The following is a 24,124-nucleotide window of genomic DNA, read 5'->3' on the forward strand; positions in this document are numbered from 1 at the left end:
AACAACACATGAATCACAAAGTGGCCTTCAGTTTTGCCGACGGCAAGACCCTGTTTTTCCCGGTGGGCGCGAATGAAATCCTGCTGGATGCAGCGCTGCGCAACGGCATCAAGATCCCCTTGGATTGCCGCGAAGGGGTGTGCGGCACCTGCCAGGGCCGCTGCGAATCCGGCGACTACAGCCAGGACTATGTGGATGAGGAAGCCCTCTCCAGCCTCGACCTGCAACAACGCAAAATGCTCAGTTGCCAGACGCGGGTGAAGTCCGATGCGACGTTCTATTTCGACTTTGATTCGAGCCTGTGCAATGCGCCGGGACCGGTGCAGGTACGTGGCACGGTGAGCGCGGTACGGCAGGTGTCGACCAGTACGGCGATCCTGCAGGTGCAGTTGGATCAGGCGCTGGATTTTCTACCGGGCCAATACGCACGGCTGTCGGTACCTGGCACGGACAGTTGGCGCTCGTATTCCTTCGCCAACCTTGCGGGCAATCACTTGCAGTTTTTGGTGCGGCTGTTGCCCGACGGGGTGATGAGCAACTACTTGCGCGAGCGCTGCCAGGTGGGCGATGAGCTGTTGATGGAAGCGCCCCTGGGCGCCTTCTACCTGCGTCACGTCACCAAACCCTTGGTGCTGGTGGCAGGCGGAACCGGGTTATCGGCCTTGCTGGGCATGCTCGACGAACTGGCCGCCAATGGCTGCGACCAACCCGTGCACCTCTACTATGGCGTGCGCGGTGCCGAGGACTTGTGCGAAGCGGCGCGCATCCAGGCCTACGCCTCAAGCATCGCGGACTTCCGCTACACCGAAGTCCTTAGCGCCCCCTCAGCGGATTGGCCCGGCAAGCGCGGCTACCTGACCGAGCATTTTGACTTGGCCGAATTGCGGGACAGATCGGCGGATATGTACCTGTGCGGTCCCCCGCCAATGGTCGAATCCGTCCAACAATGGCTGGCGGATCAGGCACTTGATGGCGTTCAGTTGTATTACGAAAAGTTCACGCAGAGTAATATCTGACCCTCAGCACTTCTGAGGGGCTGATGCGGCGTGCACTCAACCCTGAGAAAAACAAGTAGAAGGGAATGTTAATGGCGGATGACATGGTTAACCCGGTAGGCCTCAAGCGTGGCCTGAAGAACCGGCACATTCAACTGATCGCCTTGGGAGGGGCGATTGGTACGGGGTTGTTCCTCGGCTCGGCCGGGGTACTCAAGTCGGCGGGGCCGTCGATGATCCTGGGCTACGCGATTGCTGGTTTTATCGCGTTCCTGATCATGCGCCAGCTCGGCGAGATGATCGTCGAAGAGCCGGTAGCCGGTTCCTTCAGCCACTTCGCCCACAAATACTGGGGCGGCTACGCAGGCTTCCTGGCAGGCTGGAACTACTGGGTACTTTACGTCCTGGTGGGCATGGCCGAACTGACGGCGGTGGGCAAGTACATCCAGTTCTGGTGGCCGGAAATCCCGACCTGGGTCAGCGCACTGGTGTTCTTCGTGGCGGTGAACCTGATCAACACCCTGAACGTGAAGTTCTTCGGTGAGGCCGAGTTCTGGTTTGCGATCATCAAGGTGGTGGCGATTGTCGGCATGATCGCGCTCGGCTGCTACCTGCTGTTCAGCGGCACCGGCGGCCCACAAGCCTCGGTCAGCAACCTGTGGAGCCACGGCGGGTTCTTCCCGAATGGCGGCATGGGGCTGTTGATGTCCATGGCGTTCATCATGTTCTCGTTCGGTGGCCTGGAGCTGGTAGGCATCACCGCTGCCGAGGCCAGCGAGCCGCGCAAAGTGATCCCGAAAGCGATCAACCAGGTGGTGTACCGGATCCTGATTTTCTACGTCGGCGCCCTGACTGTGTTGCTGTCGCTGTACCCGTGGGACCAACTGCTGCAAACCCTCGGCGCGTCGGGCGATGCCTACAGCGGCAGCCCGTTCGTGCAGATCTTCTCGCTGATCGGTAACGACACCGCCGCGCACATCCTCAACTTCGTGGTGCTGACCGCGGCGCTGTCGGTGTACAACAGCGGCGTGTACTGCAACAGTCGCATGCTGTTCGGCCTGGCCGAGCAAGGCGATGCGCCAAAGGCGTTGATGAAACTCAACAAGCAAGGCGTGCCGCTGCGGGCGCTGGCGATTTCGGCACTGGTGACGATGCTGTGCGTGGTGGTCAACTACGTCGCGCCACAAAGTGCCCTGGAGTTGCTGTTTGCGCTGGTGGTTGCCTCGCTGATGATCAACTGGGCGCTGATCAGCATCACCCACATTAAGTTCCGCAAAGCCATGGGCGAGCAAGGCGTGACGCCGTCGTTCAAGACCTTCTGGTTCCCGTTCAGCAACTACCTGTGCCTGGCGTTCATGCTGATGATCATCAGCGTGATGCTGGCGATCCCAGGGATTCGTGAGTCGGTGTATGCGATGCCGGTATGGGTGGGGATTATCTATGTGGCCTATCGGTTGCGGATGAGAAACGCGAAAGTAGCCGTGGCGCAATAACCCCTGTGGGAGGGGGCTTGCTCCCGATGGCAGAGTACCAGTCAACCTATTAAGTGACTGACACTCCGCCATCGGGAACAAGCCCCCTCCCACATTTGTTTAGAGCGTTGAGCGTACTCGCCATAGCTCGGGGAAGAGCACGGTATCGAGCATCTTGCGCAAATACCCCACACCTTCCGTGCCACCGGTTCCTGGCTGGAAGCCAATGATCCGCTCCACCGTGGTCACATGGCGGAAGCGCCACTGGCGGAACGAATCCTCCAGGTCGATAAACTTCTCGGCCAACTGATACAAATCCCAGTAACGGTTCGGGTCGCGATACACCTCCCGCCACGCCGCCTCCACGGACTCATCGTGAACCGTCGCCGCCGTCGGGTCACGCTCGGCACGCTTGGGATCAATCGCCAGGCCCGCCTTGATCATCAGGTTGATCGCCTCGTCATACAGCGACGGCGTGGCAATCGCCACTTTCAGCTCGTTCAACAGCTCCGGCCGGTGGGCGTGAGGCCGCAACAGCGCCGCACTTTTATTGCCGAGGATAAATTCGATCTCGCGGTACTGGAACGACTGGAACCCCGACGACTGCCCCAGGAACGGGCGGATGGCCTTGTACTCCGACGGCGTCATCGTCGCCAGCACCGCCCAGGCGTGCACCAGTTGATCGAAGATCCGCGACACCCGCGCCAGCATCTTGAACGCCGGCGGCAATTCGCCCAGTCGTACGTGCTCGCGGGCAGCCTTGAGTTCGTGGAGCATCAGTTTCATCCACAACTCGGAAGTCTGGTGCTGGATGATGAAGAGCATTTCGTTGTGGTTCGGCGACAGCGGGTGCTGGGCGCTGAGGACTTTGCCCAGGTCCAGGTAATCGCCGTAGCTCATGGACTCGGAAAAATTCAGTTCGGCGTTATGCCATTCTTCGGGCGGCTGGTAATCAGCAGAGAAAGGACATTGGCTCATCGCGTGGGCTCCTTGAGCGGACGGAGAATGGCGCGGACCGGGCTCGCGTCCAGGTGGGCAAAACGCAGCGGCAGCGCGATCAGTTCATAGTCGCCTTCCGGTACGTCATCGAGCACGATGCCTTCGAGAATCGCCATGCCATGGCGGGCCACGGCGTTGTGGGAATCCATGGTCTTGGACTGCTGCGGGTCCAGCGAGGGTGTATCGATACCGATCAGGCGCACCCCCAGGCTGGCCAGCAGCTCGATGGTTTGCGGGGCAATGGCAGTGAAGTCCGCATCCCATTCGGTCAGCGGCGCTTGTGGATAAGTGCGCAACAACACACGCTCGGGCACGTTATCCACACGCCCTTCCAACTGATGCGGCTGCACCAACGCGCCGCTGTCCAGGCAATGCAACACCCGACACGGCCCCATGTACACGTCCAGCGACACTTCACCGATCGGTGCACCGTCGGCGCTGTAATGCAGCGGCGCATCCACATGGGCGCCGGTGTGCGGCGACAAGGTGATGCGCCCGACATTCACCGGGCACTCCGGGCCGAACTGCCACACGCGCTCTTCCTGGAACGGCGTGTCTCCCGGCCAGGTCGGGGTCGCCGCACTCAAGGGCGGGCTGATATCCCACCACGTTTTTATTGGGTTCATTTGCAGGCTCTCGGCGGTTACTGGGGTGAATGATACGAGGCCCTGCTGCGAATTTTCTTGCGAATTCTGGCGTGAAGCGGGAAATCTTTCGCACTTACTGCGAGGAAATAGCGGATTGGTGATGGGTTATATCAAATAAATACCGCTGCGCTTCTGGGCATCCCGATGTCGAGTTCAGACCACTGGTGCAACGCCCAAGGCCTTAGGGTGGATCTTTCCATTCCCTGCCTAGGAGTCATCATGTCCAAGCCCATCACCGTACTGCGCGACACCCACCCAATGCCGGTCCTGGACGCGTGCAAATGGGAAAAACTCGAAGGCGACCCGCACACCGTCAACCTCAACGCCTACACCAGCGAAGACGGCAGCAAGATCATGGGCACCTGGATCTGCACACCGGGCAAGTGGTACGTGGACTACGTGAAGTGGGAATACTGCCACTTCCAGGAAGGCTACTGCATCATCACGCCAGAAGGCATGGAGCCGATTCACCTGCGGGCTGGGGATATCTTCGTGGTGGAACCGGGGATGAAGGGAACGTGGGAAGTGGTGGAAACAGTGCGTAAGTATTTTGTGTTTGCTTGACCCGCTATGCCTTGGCGCACTGAACACGGATTCGGCCCAGTGCGCTCTTTAAGGCCCAAACTCATGGCGTATTAAGTGCTTTCCTACAGGCCTTCCGTGGGCTGATCGACAAGATCTGGACTGACTTCATCAAGCGAATTGAACAGTCGCCAGAGGGTAATCATGATCCGTACCGCGCCCCCAACTGCCTGGCACTCAGTCATCCACCAACCGCCAGACCCGGTCAGCCAAATTGCCAAAAAGCAGGTGTTTCCCAACTCCTGCGGCGCGGCTGCCCTGCTGTGCGCGGCCAAAGAACTGGGGGTCGATAAAATCCCGGTTCTTACCGGATCAATGTCTGAGCATTTAGGCGTCGACACACTGGAGTTGGACAATCGTTGTGAAAGCGACCTGTACAGGATCACCAGCGGCTGCACAACCGTCAGGCACGGGCAGACCGACCTGGAACAAGCCGGTTATTCGATGCCGGACAGTCTTGTCATCGCGGGAAGGCTTTTGGGCTTGGACATGAAGGTGGAAAAGAACCCGGGCATGCTTGTCGCCGGGTTGAACTGGCTTTATCCGACGATCGAAAACAAGCTCAGAGGCATTGGCTGCCCTATTGACCTGCCGGGTCCCGCACTCGACAGCAACGAGGTAAAACTAGAGGCCATGGCGGTGTCGTGTGTCGGCTTGCCGATCGGATTGCACTGGGTGGTACAGCGGGCAGACGGCAGCTATATGGATCCCGCAACCGGCGAGAACCAAAAAAACTTTTCCGCGTTGAACACCAGGCTTAAAAAAGCCGCGGGCAGGGCACTCGGCTATTACCCTTCGGGGATTTCAATCGTTGCCAAATTGGCCCCCTTAAACACGGGTGTAAAAGCCGGGAGCCAGCCTTACGCCGGCCCCCCTCCCCTTAATTGGTTTTAAGGTAGCTGTTGATAATCGCCGAAAAGTCCTTGCCCCCCTCCCCGCGCTGGCTCATCGCCTGATACAGCTGCTGGGCCACGGCGCCGAGGATCACCGGCTGGTGCACCTGGCGCGCGGCTTCGGTGGCCAGGCCCAGGTCCTTGAGCATCAGGTCGGCGCCAAAACCGCCGGTGTAGCCACGGGACGACGGCGCGGTTTCAATCACGCCAGGCCATGGGTTGTAGGTGTCGGAACTCCAGCAGCGACCGGTGGAGCTGTTAATGATGCCGGCCAGCACCTGGGTGTCGATGCCCAACGCGTCGCCCAGCGCCATGGCCTCGCTGACGCCGACCATGCTGATGCCCAACAACAGGTTGTTGCAGATCTTGGCGATTTGCCCGGTGCCCACGTCGCCGCAATGCACGATGTTACGGCCCATCTGCGCCAGCACCGGTTGCAGGGTGGCGAACAGTTCCGGGGTGGCGCCGACCATGAAAGTCAGCGTCCCTGCGGCGGCGCCGCCGGTGCCGCCGGAGACCGGGGCGTCGGCTACGACGACACCTTGCTTGGCCGCCGCAGCCGCTACATCGCGGATGGTTTGCGGGTCGATGGTGCTGCAATCCACCGCCGGTACACCTTTGCCGATACCGGCCAAAACGCCGTCGTCATTCAGCCATACGCTGCGCACATGCGCCGCCGCCGGCAGCATGGTAATCACCAGCTCAGCGTCTTTCGCCGCATCGCGTGGCGAAGCGCTGATGGTGCCGCCCAGCTCGGCCAGTTCCTTGAGCACCGTCTGGTTCAAATCGAACAGGTTCAGCGCGTGGCCGGCCTTGATCAGGTTGCGAGCCATGGGCGCGCCCATGTTGCCCAAGCCGATAAATGCAATCTTCATGGTCGTCTCCCGAATCAGCGCAGGTTGATGGTGGTGTTAACGCCATCATTGACCGTGTCGTCATCGAACCAACGGCTGGTGACGGTTTTGGTCTGGGTGTAGAACTGCACCACTTGCTTGCCGTACGGGCCGAGGTCGCCGAGCTTGGAACCACGGGAACCGGTGAAACTGAAGAACGGCACCGGCACCGGGATCGGGATATTGATGCCGACCTGGCCGACATCGATTTCGCTCTGGAACTTACGCGCCGCCGCACCGCTCTGGGTGAACAGGCCGGTGCCGTTGCCGAACGGGTTGGCGTTGACCAGCGCGATGGCCTCATCGAGGGTCGCCACTTCCAGCACCACCAGCACTGGGCCGAAGATTTCCTGGGTGTAGATCTGCATGGAGGGGGTCACGCCCGAGAACAGGGTCGGGCCGACAAAGTTGCCTTGCTCGAAGCCCGGCACCTTGATGTCGCGGCCGTCCAGCTCCAGCTTGGCGCCTTCTTTCACGCCGCTTTCGATCAGTTCCAGGATACGTGCCTTGGCGCGCTTGGAAATCACCGGGCCCACATCCGTGCCCGCTTCGCTGCCCGCGTTGACCTTGAGCTTTTGTGCCAGCGCCTTGAGGTCTGGCAGCCATTGCTTGGACGCGCCCACCAGCACCACCACCGAGGTGGCCATGCAACGTTGGCCCGCCGCGCCGAAACCGGCGCCGACCAGGGCATTGAGGGTGTGTTCGCGGTTGGCATCCGGCAGCACCACCGCGTGGTTCTTGGCGCCCATCATCGATTGCACGCGCTTGCCGTGTTTGCCGGCCAGGTCATAGACGTGGGTGCCCACGGCGGTCGAGCCGACGAAGGACACGGCCTTGATGTCTTTGTGGGTGCACAGCGCATCCACCACATCCTTGCCACCGTGCACCACGTTAAGCACGCCAGCAGGGACACCGGCTTCCAGCGCCAGCTCGACCAGCAGCATGGTCGACAGTGGGTCTTGCTCAGACGGCTTTAGGACGAAGGTATTCCCGCACGCGATCGCCATCGGGAACATCCACAGCGGAATCATCGCCGGGAAGTTGAACGGGGTGATACCGGCGCACACGCCGATGGGTTGGCGCAGCGTGTAGGTATCGACGCCACCGGCGACGTTTTCAGCGAATTCGCCCATTTGCAGGGTGCCGATGGAACAAGCGTGCTCCACCACTTCCAGGCCACGGAAAATATCGCCCTCGGCATCGGCAATGGTCTTGCCTTGCTCGTTGCTGAGCACCACGGCGATGCGCTTGGAATGTTCACGGATCAAGGCTTGCAGCTTAAGCATGATGCGCATGCGCGCACCGATTGGCGTCAGCTTCCAGGTTTGGAAGGCGCGGTGGGCGGCGTCGATGGCGGCGTTGACTTCATCGGCGGTAGCGAACGGGACTTTGGCCAGCACCTCTTGGGTAGCCGGGTTGACGATGTCTTGCCACTCGGTGGTCTTGGACTCGACCCACTCGCCGTTGATCAGCAACTTGACCTGTTGCACGGAAATATCGGCAGATGCGTTCATGTGGTCTCCAATCTTATATTTATACAGAGACAAGGCGCGTAACCGCCTTGGGAAATGAGGCGTTCGGACTGTTTTTGGAGTATAGATGTGCAAATCTCTAATAAGAACGCACATAAAAGCCGGACCAATATGCAAAAAAACATCACGTCGCTGGGCTCCCTGAACTGGGATGACCTGAAGTTTTTCCTCGAAGTGGCCCGCACCCGCAAGGCCAGCGTGGCCGCCAAGCGCCTGGCGGTGGACTACACCACCGTGTCGCGGCGCATCAGTTCACTGGAAGTGTCCCTCGGCACCCTGCTGTTCGAAAAATCCCGGACCAACGGTTTCGTCCTCACTCCTGAGGGCCAGCGTTTGCTGGGCTACGCCGAGTCCATCGAAAGCACCCTGCACATGGCCTGCGAACAAGTCTCCGGCTCCGGCGTGGCGCTGTCCGGCCACGTGCGCATGGGCTGCACCGAAGGGTTCGGCAGCTTCTTCGTCACCCCGCAATTGAGCCACTTCGTCGACACCTACCCGGCCATCTCGGTGGACATCCTGCCCCTGCCCCACTTCATCAGCCTGTCCAAGCGCGAAGCCGACATCGTCATCGCCCTGGAACGGCCGGAACACGGGCCCTATGTGTGCTGCAAATTGTGCGACTACAAACTGCAGCTGTACGCGACCCAGGAATACCTGGACCAACACCCGCCGATCCGCAAACCCACGGATTTGGCCGAACATCCGTTTATCAGCTACGTGGATGATTTGGCGTTCAGTTCAGAGCTGCTGTACCTGGCGAACGTGGTGCCCGGCGCCAGCGCCAGCCTGCGCAGTACCAGCGTGATCGCGCAGTACGTGGCGGCGCAGCAGGGGCGGTCGATGGCGATATTGCCGTGTTTTTTGGCGGCACAGGATCCACGGTTGCTGCCAGTGCTGGGGGAGCAGATTGCGATTACACGGCAGTTTTGGATGTATTGCCGGGAGGATTTGCGCAAGTTGAAGCGGATTACGTTGTTGTGGGATTACATAAGGGAGGTGACGGAGCAGAATCAGGGGTTGTTGATGGGTGAGACGCGGGAGATGCGGTTCGCGGATTAAAGTGCCATCAACGACGATTCGCTTTAAATTGCAGGACGTTTCCTAGAGACTCTCTACCCCATTGCGCCTTACCGTTTGGGTCACTAGCCTCCTGACTTCGCTGCTCATCAGCGATCGGGTTTAGCGACTCGGATTAGTTGGGATGTGATGCCAAAGTATTGCCAGGCTTTTTATCTGTCTTTACCGTTTATGGCGGCTGTACGCGGGAGACCTTCGGGTCTGCCGGGTTCCCAAATTTACCGGTTCGCTAACCCGTGTACAGCTGCCACCTCTTCATGTTTAGCGACATGCCGTGGTGACCCCTACTGTAAATTTGGGAAACATCATGTCAAAAATCGTCCCCGACCCACCGCTTTCCTCCATCACCACCCTCGGCGTAGCCACCTTCGGCGACTACGGCGAAAATCAAAAACCCTTGTTCCGCGTCAACTCCGGCATGCCGATTGAGGAAGCTTTGGAACACGCCTCCACCTTACTTTTTTACTCCAAGAAACTCGCGATGGAAGCCGCCATGGATGTGCGTGGCGAGCAATACGCATGGGCTGCGCATTACCTATGTGAGATGGGCAAAGCCGTGGTAGATGACTTGACGCAGGCGATGACGCCGGGCCGTTAAGCGATACCGTTCGAATGTGGGAGGAGCCTTGCGCCTTCCCACATTTAAACCGCACCAGCCCCGGAAATTTGCGGATACCGCGCCCGAACTTCGCGCAGAAACTTACTCGCACTGGTCTTGAGCCATTCAATCAGCCGAGCGATATCCGGCTCTGACTGCCGCCCGCTACGACAAATGATGTAGTAGGCCGCCGGCGACATCATCACGGGGCTTTTCAACGCAACCAACGCACCGTCTTCCAATTGGTCAAACACCAACGCAGTCCTGCCCAGCGCGATCCCTGTGCCTTTCACTGCCAAACTGATCGCCAGGCTCGAATCCGGAAATCGCGGCCCATGGTGATAAGGCGGCGGCGCCAACCCCTGAAACGCAAACCAGCTTTCCCACCCTGGACATACCTGATCGTCCACCCGATGAATCAGCGGGTACCGAGCGACACCCTCCAGTGAAATATCCCCCTTCAACCGCAGAAACTCCGGTGAACAAACCGGGAACACCGCGTCACGCATCAGCAGCTCAACATGATGATCCGGGTAATCGCCGTACCCCATCACCACCGCGACATCGTATTGATGAGCTTCCAGGCGGGTGTTGTTCATGTCGGCGCTGGTCAGTACCAGATCAAGGTTGAACGAGGCCTCAGTGTGCGACCCATGCAGCCTGGGGATTAGCCACGTCGAACAGAGGGAAGACGTGCATGAGAGGTACAACGGTTGGGATTTACCGGGGTTGAGGGACTGCAGTACCCCATCCAGTGCATTGAAAAAGCCATCGGTAACCGGCAATAAGGCTTGCCCCGCTGCGGTCAGCTTGACGCCGCGTGAATGCCGCTCAAACAACTGCACGCCCCACCACTCCTCCAGGCCTGCAATTTGATGGCTAATGGCACTGGCGGTAAGGTTAAGCTCAGACGCCGCACGCGAAAAACTACCGGTTTGCGCAGCACTGACGAACGCTTGAAGCATCGGTGTGGGAGGCGGACGCTGAGCCATCAGGTGCTCACTTTGATCAAGATGATCCCGCTAACAATGACGAATGCCGACAGCATCCGTCGCCAACCGAACCGTTCATGAAAGAACAGCGCGGCAATAATGGCGCCGATAATAACACTGGTTTCCCGCAGCGCTGAGACCTTGGCCACCGCGTCCAGCGACAACGCAAACAACACCAATCCGTAGGACGCCAGGTAAAAAACACCACCTAATAGGCCGATTCGCCAATGCCCACGTATCGTTTGAGCCAAGGCCGAGCGTTCTTTGGAAAACGCCAGCAGTGGAATTGGAATACTCTGGAACACCGTCAGATAGATGATGTACTGCAGCACCGTCTCACTGGCTCTTACACCCTTGGCATCCACCACCGTGTAAGACGCAATAAGCGCCCCGGCGCACACCGCCATCAGGATCGGCTTGAACCTCTGCGCCGTCATCCTGCGAACAAAGGTCAGGCTGATAATTCCCGCACAAATCATCAACACTCCGGTTAAGGCCTGGAATGACAACTCTTCATGCAGCAGAAAGTAGGAAAACAGCGCGACCAGTACCGGGGGTACCCCACGCATCACCGGGTAAACCTGACCGAAGTCACCGGTTTCGTAAGCGTTGATCAGAAATAACCGATAGACCGTATTGAGGACCACGGAGACGAAGATATAACCCCCCACCTCCAGGCTCGGCACACTGACAAGCGGCAGCGCCAGCAGGCATATCACCAGCGCAGTGCCATCCACCATCGCCAAGGTCATGAAGCGACTGCTACCGGCGCGGACTACGGCGTTCCAAGTGGCGTGCATAAAGGCAGAGATCAAGACCAGCGTGATCGCAATATCAGAGTTATCCATGGGGCTCGGCTTATGGCGGATAGTGGCGGCTGCACGTTATGTGCGTCGGGGCATCATTGTTTGCGTAACCACATCCGTAGCATGTAGCGATTTAGATCACTCAAGCACTCCGAATCATCAATCACGCCACGTGGCGTATTCGTATCGATAAAGTGCGTACGGGTATGGAGAAACTTATTATCGGCTGAAATAAGTATCTGTCCTGGCTCGAGCAACTCTCTTGCGCTCAACAGCTCATTAAAAGCAACGTTTGAAAGCCTAGCCTTAGAAAATTTCTGGCGGAAATTACTGACGTTTATGCTCATCGCAGTCCTTTACGATGGTTAGTTGGAGCGGCCATTTAACTAAGCCCACCCTTTGCGAAAAAGCGAAACTTCGTCAGCCTAGCCATCAAGATTCGTCATGGCAGACTTTTCCTACAGGAAAAATGCTTGAAGGTTTTTGCTGAGATTCGGTGATGGAGCACCAACGCAGGCAATGACACCGGACCGTTAAGCCAACACCAATCAAAAGGTGGGAGGGGGCTTGCTCCCGATGGCGGTGTGACAGTCAGCTTATCGATCACTGACCCACTGGTATCGGGGGCAAACCCTAATGCCGGTCAGTTAAGAAGTCTTAAGAGCGCAAAGTAACCTGTGGCGAGGGAGCTTGCTCCCGCTGGACTGCGCAGCAGTCCCAGTCTTTTTAAACAAAGAGCTGGGGCCGCTTCGCAGCCCAGCGCGGGACAAGCCCGCTCACTACAATATTGTGTAGATACCTTTGCTGCGATGGCGGTGTGACAGTCAGCTTATCGATCACTGACCCACTGCTATCGGGAGCAAGCCCCCACCTTTTGATCGTATTTCAGATTGAAACGGGTGAAGCCGCTCAGTCCGACATCACCACTATCGACACCCGTCGATTCTCCGTGCGCCCCGCCGCGGTGTCATTGGACGCCACCGGCTCGCTGCTGCCCAAGCCGCGCAGTTGGATGTTTTCTTCCTTCATGCCCACACTCATCAACACCGTCGCCACACTTTTAGCGCGGCGCAGGGACAGTTGCTGGTTGTAGGTTTCCTTGCCCGACGCGTCGGTGTGACCGTCGATGCGGACGCGTTCAATCCCGACGCCCAGCAGGGCCTTGCCGATGCGCTGGACGATGTCGGTGCTGGGTTGGTTGAGCGCCTCGACATCGCTGCCAAACAGCACTTTGCCGGACAAGCCGAATGCCCAGCCTTCGTCGGTCAGTTCAAAGCCTTGCTGCTTGAGAACGGCGACTTGCGCCGGGGTCAGGCCTTTGGGTGGGGCCGTCTGGCAACCGCCGAGGGCGAGCAATGACACCAGCAGGGTGATAAACATGAAACGCACGGTCGAGAACAAGGGATCAACTCCTGTGTTTAACGTTGACGACGGGGTTCTCCGACTCCGCCGTTTGCTGGCCGCCCGAGGACAAACGCTTGGCCTGGTACATCGCTGCGTCGGCAGCATTGAGTAAGGTGCCGGGGGTGGCGCCATGATCGGGGTAGATGGCGATGCCGATACTGAGAGAGGTCAATACCTGGGTATTGCCGGGCACGGAGATCGGCACGTCCATGCTGGCGATGATCTTGTCGGCGATGCGCTCGGCGTCTTCGACCTTGTGCAACGGCGCCAGCAGTATGGCGAACTCGTCGCCGCCCAGGCGCGCCACCAGGTCGTCTTCGCGCAATTGCGCGCGCACACGCTCGGCGACGGCCACGAGGACGGCATCACCGGCGGCGTGGCCAAAGCTGTCATTGATCTCTTTGAAGCGGTCGCTGTCGAGGTACAGCACTGCCACTTGTTCCTTGGCCTTGGCTGCGCTGCGCAGGGCGCGGATCAAACGGCCTTCGAAGAAGGCGCGGTTGGGCAGACCGGTGAGGCTGTCGTGGTTGGCCTGGTGGGCGAGGGATTCGTTTTCGCTTTGCAAGTGGCTTTGCCAGGCTTCCATCTCGCCGAGCAAGGCGTTGAAGTCACTGCCCAGGCTGTCGAGTTCGGCGATTTTTGCCGGCGGTACGCGGCGGTCGAAGTCGCGTTCGCTGCGGGCGGCGTGGGCCACGGCGGCGAGGCTTTGCAGCGGGCCGGTGATGCCGCGCAACAAGCGGCGCGCCAGGTGCAGGGCGATCCACGCGCTGAGGGCGGTGCAGATGAAGATCCCGGCCAGGCCGCTGAGCAGGAAGCGCAGCAGGCTACCGCCGTGGCCGATGAGATGGATGCTGCCGATGGTTCGCCCTTGGTGAAGGATCGGCTGGCTGATGGGTTGTTCGAGCAGCGTATGCGCCAGCTCCAGTTCCACACGCGAGAGCAGGCCGGTATCCGGGCGTATCCACTGCGCCAGCAACTTACCATTGGCATCGAAGACTTCGGCCTGGGCCACCTCTTCGGTGGAGGCAATCAGGCTGAGGGCTTCGGTGGCTGCGGCGCTGTCGTTGAACACCACCGCCGCTTCCACGGTGTAGTTGATGGAGCGCGCGATCAGGTGGAGGTTGTGTTCGGCATACACCCGCAGCGCCAACACACCGAGCAGGGTCAGGGACACGCTGGCCAGGGTCACGGCCACCAGCGCCAGGATCAGGTGCCCTCGGCCGATGACCGAGCGCAGCGTCGGTCGCACCTTGGCGCCGCTCATTGCGCGGGCGCTCGGCGACGGGACAGTTGCAACACGCTGGGGTGAATGCGCACGCCGCTGCGGGCCACGGAGTCCAGGTTGACTTCGAAAGACACCTGTTCATCCCCTACCCGCAAGCAGAACAGGCTGCCCACGGTGCACTGGTCGCCGCCTTCGCTGATACTGAGCACCGGGTGGCCGATCAACGCGGCGAACAGTTGGCTGCGCTCATCCGCCGTGAGTTTGCCGATGTACACCGCATCGCACGCGGTGACGATATCGGGATGGCTGGCCAGCAGGCGCTGCACCACGACCGGACGGCCGGTGGCCTGGGTAGTGCCTTTGATCAGGTCGTCGGTGTACTGGGTCGGGCCGACGATACACAGGCGCAATTGCGCCGGCTCGACTGGCCAGCGGGCATAACTGAGGATGCCAAGTACCACTTGGGTGACCGCCTGGGCGCGCTGGTCTGCAAGGTCTGCGGGATCGGGCGCCTGGGCGAAGGCGTGCGGCGCGAGCACACACAGGATTGCCAGCAGCAGGCGTCTCCAGCTCAAACTTCGCTCTGTGGGCGAGACGGCCACGTTCATGCAGCGATACTCTCAGGTGTTTTCGGGGTGATGCCGCAACGATAGCACAGCGTCGGATATTTCTGACTCCTGACCCAACTCCAGCATCAACCCACTCAAGCGCTTGACCTTGCGCCGCACGGCCTCTTCAAACACGCCGCCCCGGGGTTCGATCAGGCTGAACCAGCGTTTGGCACGGGTGATGCCGGTGTAGATCAACTCTTTGGTGAGCACCGGGTTCAGCGCATCCGGCAGGATCAGCGCCGTGTGGGTGAACTCCGAGCCCTGGGATTTGTGCACGGTCATGGCGTACACGGTTTCCACATCATTCAGACGGCTGGGCAGCACAAAACGCACGCCGCCCTGGCCATCGTTACGTGGGAACGCTACGCGCAGCACTGGGGGGCCGCCGTCGCTTTCGGGCAGTTTCAGCGCGATGCCGATGTCACCGTTCATCAAACCCAGGCCGTAATCGTTGCGGGTCATCAGCACCGGGCGCCCTTCGTACCATTGCTCGTCGCCTTCGATCAGGCGCACCTTGCGCAGGGCGGCGGTGATGCGCAGGTTGAGGCCTTCAACGCCCCAAGGGCCCTTGCGTACCGCGCAGAGCAGTTGGAAAGCATCGAAGGCTTGCAGCAGTTGTTGCGCCCAGTGGGTCCAGGCGGTGTCTTCGCGCGGGGTGGCGGCAGATGGCCGGGCGCTTTGCAACAGATTGAGGTAATAGCGATAGCCCTCGGCACCGTCACCCTGTCCGTCCAGTACCAGACGCTCCAGGGCGTAATCGTGTTCGCCTTTGAGGCTGACGCAAAACAGATCATCGTGACTACGCGCCGCCAGCAGCTTGCGGGCTTCTTCAGCGTTTTGCTGGTTGACCCAGCGCGCCAGTTGGCCGATGCCACTGCCTTCGCCGAAACGGCGTGAGTAACGCAGCATCACCACTTGCTGGGCCAGGGGATGGGTACCGTCGAGGTCTTCCTGCAAGCCACTGGCACTGAGGTCTTCGCCACTGACGGCTTGCAACCATTGGCGGGTCTCGGCGCTGTAGAAGCCGGCTTCGGCATCACGGCACAAATCACCGAGTACGGCGCCCGCTTCTACCGACGCCAGTTGATCCTTGTCGCCCAGTAATACCAGGCGAGCATGGGGTGGCAAGGCGTCGAGCAGGTTGGCCATCATTTCCAGGTCGATCATCGAGGCTTCATCCACGACCAACACATCCAGGGGCAACGGGTTACCGATGTGATGACGGAAATGCCGCGTGCCTGGGCGACTGCCCAGTAGCCGGTGGACGGTGGTGACCTGGGTCGGGATTTTTTCCTTCACGTTGTCCGGCACTTTCAGCGACAGCACTTGCTGGCTGATGGACTCGGTGAGGCGTGCGGCAGCCTTGCCGGTGGGCGCGGCCAGACGAATGCGCAACGGGCTGCCGGTTTCGACAGCCGGCGCCTGTAACAGCGCGAGCAGGCGCACCACGGTGGTGGTCTTGCCGGTGCCGGGGCCACCAGTGACGATGCTGAATGCACCGCGAGTGGCCAGGGCGCAGGCGAGCTTTTGCCAGTCGATCACGCCGTCGGGCGGCGGTTGGTCGAACAGGCTGTCCAGGCGCTGCGGCAAATCGGCGGCGACACGTTCCTGGGTGGCGAGCCGCAGGCGCAAGGCGGTGTCGATGCGCCGCTCGTAGGTCCAGTAACGGCGCAGGTACAGGCGTTTGCCGGACAGCACCAAGGGGCGACTTTGGGCGGATTCGCTACCATCGACTGCCAACGCGACCAAGTGGCTGGCAGCCAGCGCATGGCACCAGTGGGCGCCGTCCAGGCCTTCCAGCAACTGCGACGGCAGCAGCATGGCACCGGTTTGCAGGTCGCCTTCAGGCGGCAACGACAGGGCAAAGTCCGGCGCCTTGAGGGTTTCGAACAGGTCGAGGCAGACGTGGCCATGACCCAATTGATGGCTGGTCAGCGCGGCGGCCAGCAGTACCAGCGGGTCAGCGTGCGGGTCAAGCTCGTGCAGAAAGCCGACGAAGGCTTTGTCCAGGGCGCGCAACCAACCGCGATCGACCCAACGCTCCAGCAGTTGCACCAGGTCGGCGGCGCGACTGAGCGGCATCAACGCCTCCAGCGGTAATGGCGACAGGCTCATAACAGCACTCCTTGTTCCCAGGCGGGCTCAACCTTGGGCGGGAGGGTCTTGCCCTGGAACAGCAGGTCCAGGCCTTCGATCAGGTCCCGTGGCGGCCGGGTGAAATACGCACCCTGGCTCGCGGACCGGGTTCCGCGCAGGAACAGATACAGCGCACCGCCGACATGGCGGTCGTAGTCGTAGTCCGGCAGGCGCGCCTTGAGTTGGCGGTGCAGGGCCAGCAGGTAAAGCACGTATTGCAGGTCGTACCGATGTTCGAGGATCGACTGTTCCATGGCGTCCTGGGTGTAGGCCGAATCGTCGGGGCCGAGCCAGTTGGATTTGTAATCCGCTACGTAATAGCGGCCGTCATGTTCGAAGGTCAAGTCGATAAATCCCTTGAACATACCGTTGAGCAGCACGGGTTCGGCGGCGACACGGGATACGCCGTTGTGGGTGTACTGGCAAACCAGTTTGTCGAGGGCGAGTACGTCGACTTTGTGGCTGGCGAACCAGAACTCCATTTCGATCTGGTACTGCTGCAAACCGTTGAGGGAAACGTGACCGTTATCCACCGGCAATGGCGTTTGCAACAGGTGGCCGAGCCAACCGCTGAGGGTGATGATCCAGCCTTCCCAGTTACGACGATTGCAGCGGGCGCCCACGGCCTTTTCGATGGCCTCGGGTGTGACGTTGAAGCCCTCCTCCCCTGCCCACTCGAGCAGACCGTGAAGGAAAGTCCCTGGGTTAGGACCGCGTGGGAAACGGTGGATGTCGCCGCCGGACGCCGCCACTTCGCGAGGGGCATCGGGGTCGAGGCGCTCGTCATCGAACAGCTTCTGGGCCTGGGGGCTTTCCGGCGCTTCGAGCGTGGCGGCACTCATGCTGTCGCCGATACGCAAGGCGCTGTAGGAGGCAATCCACCAGTTTTCCGCGGCCTTGCGCTTGGGCAGCAAGGGCGCCCGCAGTGTGGCTTCGTTGCGGGGTGGGTGGAAGACGATGGGTTGCGCTTCGGGCACCTGCGCATAGTCGATGGCAGGGCAACCTGCTTGCAGGTCCAACAGCCAGCGCGCCAGACCGGCAGACTCCCCCAGCGAAGCACCCGCGCCGAGCAGATAGCCCAACGCCGACAGGTGCAACACGGAGCTATTGCTGTTGCCACGCTTGAGGTCAGCGATGCCCAGCCAGCATGCATGCTTGGCGCGGGTTAGGGCGACATACAACAGGCGCAGGTCTTCGGCCAGGCGCTCGTTGTCGGCCTGGGCGATCAATTCGGGCGTAGGGCGCAGGCTGACGTGGGATTTGCCGTGTTCATCGTGGTAGTGCAGCGGCAAGCGGCTGCCGTCGACCGGTTTGGCCGAGCAGATGAAAGGCAGGAAAACCAGGTCGTACTCCAGGCCTTTCGACTTGTGGATCGTCACCACCTTGACCAGTTGCTCATCACTTTCCAGGCGCAGGATTTGTTCTTCACCCGCCTGGCCGGAGAGTGCCAGGTGTTCCGCCAGGTGTCGGATCAGTGCCTGTTCGCCGTCCAGTTCCGAGGCTGCCTGTTGCAGCAATTCGCTGAGGTGCAGCAGGTTGGTCAGCACCCGTTCGCCATCACTGCGTGCGATCAGGGTTTGCGGCAGTTTGAAGTCGTGCAGCAGGCGGCGCAGCATCGGCAGCACGCCTTGGGTACGCCAGATCGCGCGGTAGCCACGGAACTGCATGACACGGCTTTCCCACGCGAGCTCATCCTGGTTCAGACGCTCCAGCTCCGGCAACGACAGGTTCAGCGTGACGCAGGCCAAGGCGGCGCGCAGCGGGCGCTCGACATCCGGCTCGGCGCAGGCCTTGAGCCAGGCGAGCAGGTCGTGGGCTTCCTGGGCGGCGAAGACTGAGTCCTTATCGGAGAGGTAGACGCTGCGTACGCCACGGGCTGCCAGTTCGGTGCGCACGGCTTGGGCTTCCTTGCCGTCGCGAACGAGAATGGCGATGTCTGACGGAAGCACACCGGTGAAGCTCACGTCCGGCCGTAGGAAACCGGCGGTACCTTGCTGCCCGCCGTTGAGCAATTCAACAATGTGCGTGGCACAGGCGGCCGCCAATTGCTGACGATAAACCGCATTGGACACTGGCTGGTCGGTAGGTAAGTGCCAGAGGTTCATGGCCGGCAGCGTTTGCCCATTAACCTGCAATTGTTCCTTGCGGCCCTGGGACAGCACCGAGTGGAAAGGCACCGGGTTTTCACCGTTGGGCTCGCGGAACAGGAACGCACCGCGACCTGTTTCTGCATGCTGGAATACGTGATTGACCGCCTCGACCATCGCATGGCTGGAGCGGAAGTTGGTGCCCAATGTGTGGTGGCGACCGGTAGTGGATTGTCGGGCGCGCAGGTAGGTGTAGATGTCGGCGCCACGGAAGGCGTAGATCGCTTGCTTGGGATCGCCGATCAGGAACAGCCCGCTGTCGAGGTGGTTTTCTTCGATGCGGTAGATGCTGTCGAAGATGCTGTATTGCACCGGGTCGGTGTCCTGGAATTCATCGATCAAGGCCACCGGAAACTGCTCGCGGATCACACTGGCCAAGCGTTCACCGCCGTCGGCTTGCAGGGCGGCGTTGAGGCGGATGAGCATGTCGTCGAAACCCATCTCGGCGCGGCGACGTTTTTCGTCCTCGAAGCGTTTGCCCACCCAGCCGGCGGCGTGTTGCAACACGGCGGCGTCGGGGGTCGGCAGCGCATCAAGGGCGGCCTTGAGGCCGGCCATGGCGTCGATACCGGGATGCTGCGGAGGCTCGCCCTTCCAGGCTTCGGCCATACCGTCGGGCGTGAGGCGGGCGAAACCGGTGCCGATGTCCAGTTGCTCAAGGGTTTCGTCAGCGGCCCAGGCGCTGATCTTTTCGAACCAGGGCTCGAAGTAACGGGCTTGCATCTTGCGGCCGTCGACGGTTTTTGCGGCCACGGCTTGCAGGCAGATATCGCGCAGTTCGGCGGCCCATTGTTGCCAGGGGGCCTTGAGCGTTTGCAGTGCTTCGCGGCGCTCCTGCAGGCAGGCGTTGATCAGCTCGGCGGGCTCGCGGGTTTCACCCGTCGGCCGTTCGCTGCCAAATAGCGCACGTACTCGCGGCATTAATGCGGCGGGGCCGCCCCAGTTGCTGCGCACCCAGTCGAGGGCGTCGTCGTGCATCGGGTAGCAGAACAGCCGCCAGTAATCGCGCAACACTTCGCCGAGCAGGTCGCTGTGGTCGGTTTCCAGGGTCTGGGTGAACAGGCTACCGCTGTCGAAGGCATGTTCGCGCAGCATGCGCTGGCACCAACTGTGGATCGTCGAGACAGCGGCTTCATCCATCCACTGGGCGGCGATGTCCAGTCGGTTGGCGCAGGCAGGCCATTGTTCGGGTGGGTACTCGACGCGCAGATCGGCGATCAGGGCATCGGGCTGTTCGATTTCTTCGCGAAAAAAGCGTGCGGCTTCGGCCAGGCGAATGCGGATGCGTTCGCGCAGCTCCTTGGTGGCGGCGTCGGTGAAGGTCACCACCAGGATTTGCGGCGGCAGCAATTCACGGCCGAAGCCTGCTTCGTCGCCACCGTGGCCGAGGACTAGGCGCAGGTAGAGGGCGGAGATAGTGAACGTCTTGCCGGTACCCGCGCTGGCTTCGATCAGCTGGCTGCCTTTGAGCGGGAAGGCCAGGGCCAAGGGTTTACGGGTCATGCGCCGTCCTCGCCGGTGAGTGATCGCCATGGTGCGTTGAGCAAGGGGCGATACAGGGTTTCGCACCAACCTTCAAACTCTTCGCTGGCGATCAGTGTGGCGTAGTCGGGGAATTGCCGGGTGAGCGCCGAGGTTTCGCGACGCTCGCCATGGTTGGTCAGGCCATCGCCTTCGTAGGTTTTACTGGCGGCGGCTTCGGCCTTGACTGGGTCGGTTTGGCTGAGCCACGCGAAGGCGGTTTTCACGGCAACGGGTAGCGGTTTGCTCATTCCGGTATGCCAGGCCAGCAGCAGGTTGCAGAGGATTTCCTGGGCATTGGATGTATCCAGTGGTGGCAGGAGCAGGGTGTCGTCGCTGGCCACCAAGCCCGTGCTTAACGGCAAGCCGCAGGCGCAGGCAACCACGTGATTGACCCAGGGGCGAATCAGGCGATGCCACTTGCGGGTCTTGATCGAGCCAATACTGTTGGGAATGGTGGTGACGCTGAGCAATCCGCCATCACTGCGCCGATGCAATCCGCTGATCCAGCCTTCCAACTGAACGCCATGATGCTCAAAACTGACGGGTTCGGCGCCGGGGTGCGGGGTGGGCCAAAGGGCCAGTAATTGCTGGTAGCGTCGCAGCAGGTCGGGCAAGGGCTCGATCAGTTCGTTACGCAGGCATTCGCCAAAACCGACCATCGGCAACAGGCCACTGCCTTGCAGACGCAGGGCCTGGGCATTCAGCGCCTGGTCGAGGTGATCGGGTTGGGTGAGTGCAGCACTGAGCAGGCTGTCGCTCAGGCTGTAGCGTTGCAGTGCGTCGAGAACGAAGGGCTCTTCGTCGGCCAGCGGGACTTCGGCGGCCTCGAAGAATACTTTCAGGCGTTGGCTGAAGAAGTGTTTGACCGGGTTGCGCAGGAAGTCTTGGAGCTGGCCGAGGCTCAGGGGCTCTTCCTGTTGGTGGGGAGCCAGGTCGTGTTCGGTTGGGAGGGCATCGGACGCTTCGTGGAGCAACTGCCATTCGCGCGCGTAGCTGAACAGCGCATCGCCCTCATGGAAATAGCGGGCGCTGAACGGTTGCAGCGGATGCTCTTGTGTCATGGCATCGATCAGTGGCTCGTCGCTGTTTGCGTGGTGCCAGCCACTGGCGAGATGGTCACGCAGTTGACCGATCAGTACCGAGGCCGGGCGATCACTGTTGTCGCGGATGCTACGGCCGACCCAACTGATGTACAGCTGGTCACGGGCTGAAAGCAGGGCTTCGAGCAGCAGGTAGCGGTCGTCTTCACGGCGTGAGCGGTCGCCGGGGCGGTAGTCGCTGCCCATCAGGTCGAAGTCCAGCGGTGGTTGCGCGCGCGGGTAATCACCGTCGTTCATGCCGAGCAGGCAGACGAGCTTGAAGGGGATCGCACGCATGGGCATCAGGGTACAGAAATTGACAGCTCCGGCGAGGAAGCGCTGGGACAGGCGGCCTTGGTCGAGGCCGGCCAGCCAGGCTTCACGGACTACAGTGAGGGGTAACTCGTCCTGCAGACCTACGGACTCGCAGGTTTCCAGCCAGGTTTCTCTGAGTTGTTCGAGTTGGCCCAGCAGGTAATCGTCGTGTTCGCTGCTGGGCAGGAAGAACAGTTGCATCAGGCGTTGCAGACGCTCACCCCACACCCTCGGAGGTGCGGGTTGGGACAGGGCTTGGTGGGCGTCATTGAGTGCGTCGAGCAAGGCGACCAATGGGCCGATCAGGGCGGCGTCCAGACCACCTATTTCATCGTAGGGCTCGATGCCGTCACACGCGGCGCCGGTGCCTACGGCGTAACCTAGCAGCATACGGCGCAGGCCGAAACGCCAGCTGTTTTGCTCCAGCTCCGTTGGCAGGCCCAGGCCGGCACGTTGTTCGGCGTTAAGCCCCCAGCGGATGCCGGCACCTTCTATCCAGCGGTGCAATGTGGGCAGGTCGCGTTCCTTGATGGCAAAGCGTTCGCGTAGGGCCGGAACATCAAGCAGGTCGAGGATCTCGCTGACGGGGAAGCGGCTGTCGGGGAGTTTCAGCAGGTGTTCGACGGCGATGAGCAGAGGGTCGCGGCCACGTTGGCCCTGGTCGGTCAGGGTGAACGGGATGAAGCGCGGGTCATTGCGCTCGAGCTGGCCGAACACGGCGCGGATATGCGGCGCGTAACTATCCACGTCGGGAACCATGACGATGATGTCCCGGGGGCGCAGCGTGGGGTCCGCACTGAAGCGTTGGAGCAGTTGATCGTGGAGGATTTCCACTTCGCGTTGGGCGCTGTGGGCGATGTGGAAGCGGATTGAGGTATCGCGGTCCAGGTCGACGGCAGGCCAAAGCTCGCGGGTTTCGTTGAGTGGGCGCAGTTCGAGGATGTCGTCCTGGAGCTGGTTGAGCAGTGTGGTGGGCTCGCTGTCGCTGAACAGGTCGATACGACCATCGCGGAAGGCAGCGCGGTAGCTGTTGGGGTCGTCGTAGCTGTCCAGCAGGCTGATGTAGTCGCGGCCCTGTTTGCCCCAGGCAGCCAGCAGCGGGTGGGCGTGCTGGTGCAGGGTTTGTGGGTCGATGGTGACCGGCATGCCGCTCTTACGCGCTTGGCGTTTGTATTCGTTACGCAGCAGGTCTTTGTCGGCGACGATGTCTGACCAATGGTGGCGACAGGGGTTGTGCACGCAGAGTAAAACTTGGCTGAATCGTGCGAGACCGGCAAGGGCTTCGAGTGCCTGCGCAGGTAACGAGGAGATGCCAAAAACGATGACTCGGGATGGCAGGCCTTCAGGCGCTTTTTCCAGTGTATTGATGCGCTCGATAAAGCGTTGGTGAACGCCGGCGCGGCTTTCGGCCATGCCCTCTTCACCTACGTCCAGCAGCAGTGCTCGCCATAGTTCGGCTTGCCAGCAGTTGGCAGTGTTGAGCGGTTTGGATTCGCCTCGACCGTTGCGCAACTGGTGACGGCCGGCAGCCCAGTCTTCCAGCCAATCGGCACGGTAAACCTGGTATTGGTCGAACAAATCAGCCAGGCGCTCGGCGAGTTGATAGCGTTTTCGCAGATCAGTGTCGTGGGTGAGGAAACGCTGCAGCGGTTCGAAGTGCGGCTGATCGATAAGCTCCGGGAGCAGGCGCATCAGGCGCCAGGTCAGTGGGGCTTTATCGAGCAGGGACTTGGGGGGGATTTCATCACGGCCCAGGACCATGCGGTACAGCTGCCACATGAAGCTGCCGGGCAGTTGCACGTCGATTGCTGCGGCGATTCCACAACCGCCCATATCATCATCTTCAGGATCTTCAGCCAAAGCCAGCTTGAGCCACTGGGCGATGCCGTTGCTTTGTACCAAGGCGATTTCGTTTTCCAGGGGAGCCAGTGGGTAGCGGCGCATCCAACTGACCACCAGGCTGCGCAGTTCGTCCAGGCGGTTGCCGTGAACCACCATGAATCCAGCACTGAGGGACGTCGCGTCCGGCATAACGGCTTCCTTGGGAAAAGCAAAAATCGAAGGTGCGACTTTAGCACTGTGGGCAGTTATTGGCGGAATTGGGATGTGTTAGACATTTTCGACCGCCCAAAACAAAACCCCATCTGCTTTCGCAAATGGGGTTTCGGAATTTAATCTTGACGATGACCTACTCTCA

At 60.7% G+C, this 24,124-nt stretch carries 18 protein-coding genes; 6 read left to right on the plus strand and 12 right to left on the minus strand.

Annotated elements, in window-relative coordinates:
* Positions 1-8: 8 nt before the first annotated feature.
* On the plus strand, positions 9-1,016 hold the full coding sequence (antC, locus tag AO064_RS27450; protein ID WP_064055204.1) for an anthranilate 1,2-dioxygenase electron transfer component AntC: 1,008 nt from the start codon (positions 9-11) through the stop codon (positions 1,014-1,016).
* Positions 1,017-1,087: 71 nt separating this feature from the next.
* Positions 1,088-2,488, plus strand: a complete 1,401-nt coding sequence (locus tag AO064_RS27455; RefSeq protein WP_064055205.1) for an amino acid permease — start codon at positions 1,088-1,090, stop codon at positions 2,486-2,488.
* A gap of 99 nt (positions 2,489-2,587) precedes the next feature.
* Here the strand turns inward: AO064_RS27455 and kynA are convergent, their stop codons facing one another.
* Positions 2,588-3,445 (minus strand): tryptophan 2,3-dioxygenase, encoded by an 858-nt coding sequence (gene kynA / locus AO064_RS27460; protein ID WP_064055206.1) that lies wholly within the window; start codon positions 3,443-3,445, stop codon positions 2,588-2,590.
* Positions 3,442-4,092 (minus strand): arylformamidase, encoded by a 651-nt coding sequence (kynB, locus tag AO064_RS27465; protein ID WP_064055207.1) that lies wholly within the window; start codon positions 4,090-4,092, stop codon positions 3,442-3,444. The genes kynA and kynB overlap by 4 nt, the downstream gene beginning before the upstream one ends.
* 240 nt (positions 4,093-4,332) lie before the next feature.
* Between kynB and AO064_RS27470 the strand changes: the two genes are divergently transcribed.
* Complete coding sequence (locus AO064_RS27470) at positions 4,333-4,677, plus strand: cupin domain-containing protein (RefSeq protein WP_064055208.1); 345 nt, start codon at positions 4,333-4,335, stop codon at positions 4,675-4,677.
* A gap of 162 nt (positions 4,678-4,839) precedes the next feature.
* Entirely contained in the window at positions 4,840-5,589 is a 750-nt protein-coding gene (locus AO064_RS27475; RefSeq protein WP_064055209.1) for a T3SS effector IpaJ family cysteine protease, read from the plus strand.
* On the opposite strand, the gene mmsB is transcribed toward AO064_RS27475, so the two are convergent.
* Together mmsB and AO064_RS27485 are read right to left on the minus strand one after the other, a co-directional pair.
* Entirely contained in the window at positions 5,576-6,463 is an 888-nt protein-coding gene (mmsB, locus tag AO064_RS27480) for a 3-hydroxyisobutyrate dehydrogenase (protein ID WP_064055210.1), read from the minus strand. The two genes, AO064_RS27475 and mmsB, sit on opposite strands and share 14 nt — an antisense overlap.
* 14 nt (positions 6,464-6,477) lie before the next feature.
* On the minus strand, positions 6,478-7,995 hold the full coding sequence (locus AO064_RS27485; RefSeq protein ID WP_015885874.1) for a CoA-acylating methylmalonate-semialdehyde dehydrogenase: 1,518 nt from the start codon (positions 7,993-7,995) through the stop codon (positions 6,478-6,480).
* Between the two features lie 129 nt (positions 7,996-8,124).
* Between AO064_RS27485 and AO064_RS27490 the strand changes: the two genes are divergently transcribed.
* Positions 8,125-9,072 (plus strand): LysR family transcriptional regulator, encoded by a 948-nt coding sequence (locus AO064_RS27490; RefSeq protein ID WP_064055211.1) that lies wholly within the window; start codon positions 8,125-8,127, stop codon positions 9,070-9,072.
* A gap of 325 nt (positions 9,073-9,397) precedes the next feature.
* Positions 9,398-9,688: a DUF3077 domain-containing protein gene (locus AO064_RS27495; protein WP_043205893.1), complete on the plus strand. Its 291-nt coding sequence runs from the start codon at positions 9,398-9,400 to the stop codon at positions 9,686-9,688.
* Between the two features lie 44 nt (positions 9,689-9,732).
* Here AO064_RS27495 and AO064_RS27500 read toward each other — a convergent pair whose 3' ends face one another.
* The 8 genes from AO064_RS27500 to recC all read right to left on the minus strand — a co-directional run bounded on the left by AO064_RS27500 (position 9,733) and on the right by recC (position 23,958).
* Positions 9,733-10,680 carry a LysR substrate-binding domain-containing protein gene (locus tag AO064_RS27500; RefSeq protein WP_064055212.1) on the minus strand — a complete coding sequence of 316 codons (948 nt, stop codon included), beginning with the start codon at positions 10,678-10,680 and terminating at the stop codon, positions 9,733-9,735.
* On the minus strand, positions 10,680-11,528 hold the full coding sequence (locus AO064_RS27505) for an EamA family transporter (RefSeq protein ID WP_064055213.1): 849 nt from the start codon (positions 11,526-11,528) through the stop codon (positions 10,680-10,682). The genes AO064_RS27500 and AO064_RS27505 overlap by 1 nt, the downstream gene beginning before the upstream one ends.
* 867 nt (positions 11,529-12,395) lie before the next feature.
* Positions 12,396-12,887: an outer membrane lipoprotein YfiB gene (gene yfiB, locus AO064_RS27515; protein WP_064055215.1), complete on the minus strand. Its 492-nt coding sequence runs from the start codon at positions 12,885-12,887 to the stop codon at positions 12,396-12,398.
* Positions 12,888-12,891: 4 nt separating this feature from the next.
* A complete protein-coding gene (gene dgcN / locus AO064_RS27520) occupies positions 12,892-14,154 on the minus strand; it encodes a diguanylate cyclase DgcN/YfiN (RefSeq protein ID WP_064055216.1) in 1,263 nt (420 codons plus the stop codon).
* Complete coding sequence (yfiR, locus tag AO064_RS27525; RefSeq protein WP_046035170.1) at positions 14,151-14,723, minus strand: regulatory sequestration protein YfiR; 573 nt, start codon at positions 14,721-14,723, stop codon at positions 14,151-14,153. The genes dgcN and yfiR overlap by 4 nt, the downstream gene beginning before the upstream one ends.
* Before the next feature lie 12 nt (positions 14,724-14,735).
* A complete protein-coding gene (recD, locus tag AO064_RS27530; protein WP_064055217.1) occupies positions 14,736-16,841 on the minus strand; it encodes an exodeoxyribonuclease V subunit alpha in 2,106 nt (701 codons plus the stop codon).
* Positions 16,838-20,512 carry an exodeoxyribonuclease V subunit beta gene (gene recB, locus AO064_RS27535; protein ID WP_064055218.1) on the minus strand — a complete coding sequence of 1,225 codons (3,675 nt, stop codon included), beginning with the start codon at positions 20,510-20,512 and terminating at the stop codon, positions 16,838-16,840. Before recB ends, recD begins: the two co-directional genes overlap by 4 nt.
* Positions 20,509-23,958, minus strand: a complete 3,450-nt coding sequence (recC, locus tag AO064_RS27540) for an exodeoxyribonuclease V subunit gamma (RefSeq protein ID WP_064055219.1) — start codon at positions 23,956-23,958, stop codon at positions 20,509-20,511. Before recC ends, recB begins: the two co-directional genes overlap by 4 nt.
* Positions 23,959-24,124: the final 166 nt, after the last annotated feature.

The sequence above is a fragment of the Pseudomonas marginalis genome (assembly GCF_001645105.1).
GTDB lineage: Bacteria > Pseudomonadota > Gammaproteobacteria > Pseudomonadales > Pseudomonadaceae > Aquipseudomonas > Aquipseudomonas petroselini.

Coding starts and splice junctions, on each gene's coding strand:
- antC (WP_064055204.1), top strand. CDS start 9: ATGAATCACAAAGTGGCCTTCAGTTTTGCCGACGGCAAGACCCTGTTT.
- AO064_RS27455 (WP_064055205.1), top strand. CDS start 1,088: ATGGCGGATGACATGGTTAACCCGGTAGGCCTCAAGCGTGGCCTGAAG.
- kynA (WP_064055206.1), bottom strand. CDS start 3,445: ATGAGCCAATGTCCTTTCTCTGCTGATTACCAGCCGCCCGAAGAATGG.
- kynB (WP_064055207.1), bottom strand. CDS start 4,092: ATGAACCCAATAAAAACGTGGTGGGATATCAGCCCGCCCTTGAGTGCG.
- AO064_RS27470 (WP_064055208.1), top strand. CDS start 4,333: ATGTCCAAGCCCATCACCGTACTGCGCGACACCCACCCAATGCCGGTC.
- AO064_RS27475 (WP_064055209.1), top strand. CDS start 4,840: ATGATCCGTACCGCGCCCCCAACTGCCTGGCACTCAGTCATCCACCAA.
- mmsB (WP_064055210.1), bottom strand. CDS start 6,463: ATGAAGATTGCATTTATCGGCTTGGGCAACATGGGCGCGCCCATGGCT.
- AO064_RS27485 (WP_015885874.1), bottom strand. CDS start 7,995: ATGAACGCATCTGCCGATATTTCCGTGCAACAGGTCAAGTTGCTGATC.
- AO064_RS27490 (WP_064055211.1), top strand. CDS start 8,125: ATGCAAAAAAACATCACGTCGCTGGGCTCCCTGAACTGGGATGACCTG.
- AO064_RS27495 (WP_043205893.1), top strand. CDS start 9,398: ATGTCAAAAATCGTCCCCGACCCACCGCTTTCCTCCATCACCACCCTC.
- AO064_RS27500 (WP_064055212.1), bottom strand. CDS start 10,680: ATGGCTCAGCGTCCGCCTCCCACACCGATGCTTCAAGCGTTCGTCAGT.
- AO064_RS27505 (WP_064055213.1), bottom strand. CDS start 11,528: ATGGATAACTCTGATATTGCGATCACGCTGGTCTTGATCTCTGCCTTT.
- dgcN (WP_064055216.1), bottom strand. CDS start 14,154: ATGAGCGGCGCCAAGGTGCGACCGACGCTGCGCTCGGTCATCGGCCGA.
- yfiR (WP_046035170.1), bottom strand. CDS start 14,723: ATGAACGTGGCCGTCTCGCCCACAGAGCGAAGTTTGAGCTGGAGACGC.
- recD (WP_064055217.1), bottom strand. CDS start 16,841: ATGAGCCTGTCGCCATTACCGCTGGAGGCGTTGATGCCGCTCAGTCGC.
- recB (WP_064055218.1), bottom strand. CDS start 20,512: ATGACCCGTAAACCCTTGGCCCTGGCCTTCCCGCTCAAAGGCAGCCAG.
- recC (WP_064055219.1), bottom strand. CDS start 23,958: ATGCCGGACGCGACGTCCCTCAGTGCTGGATTCATGGTGGTTCACGGC.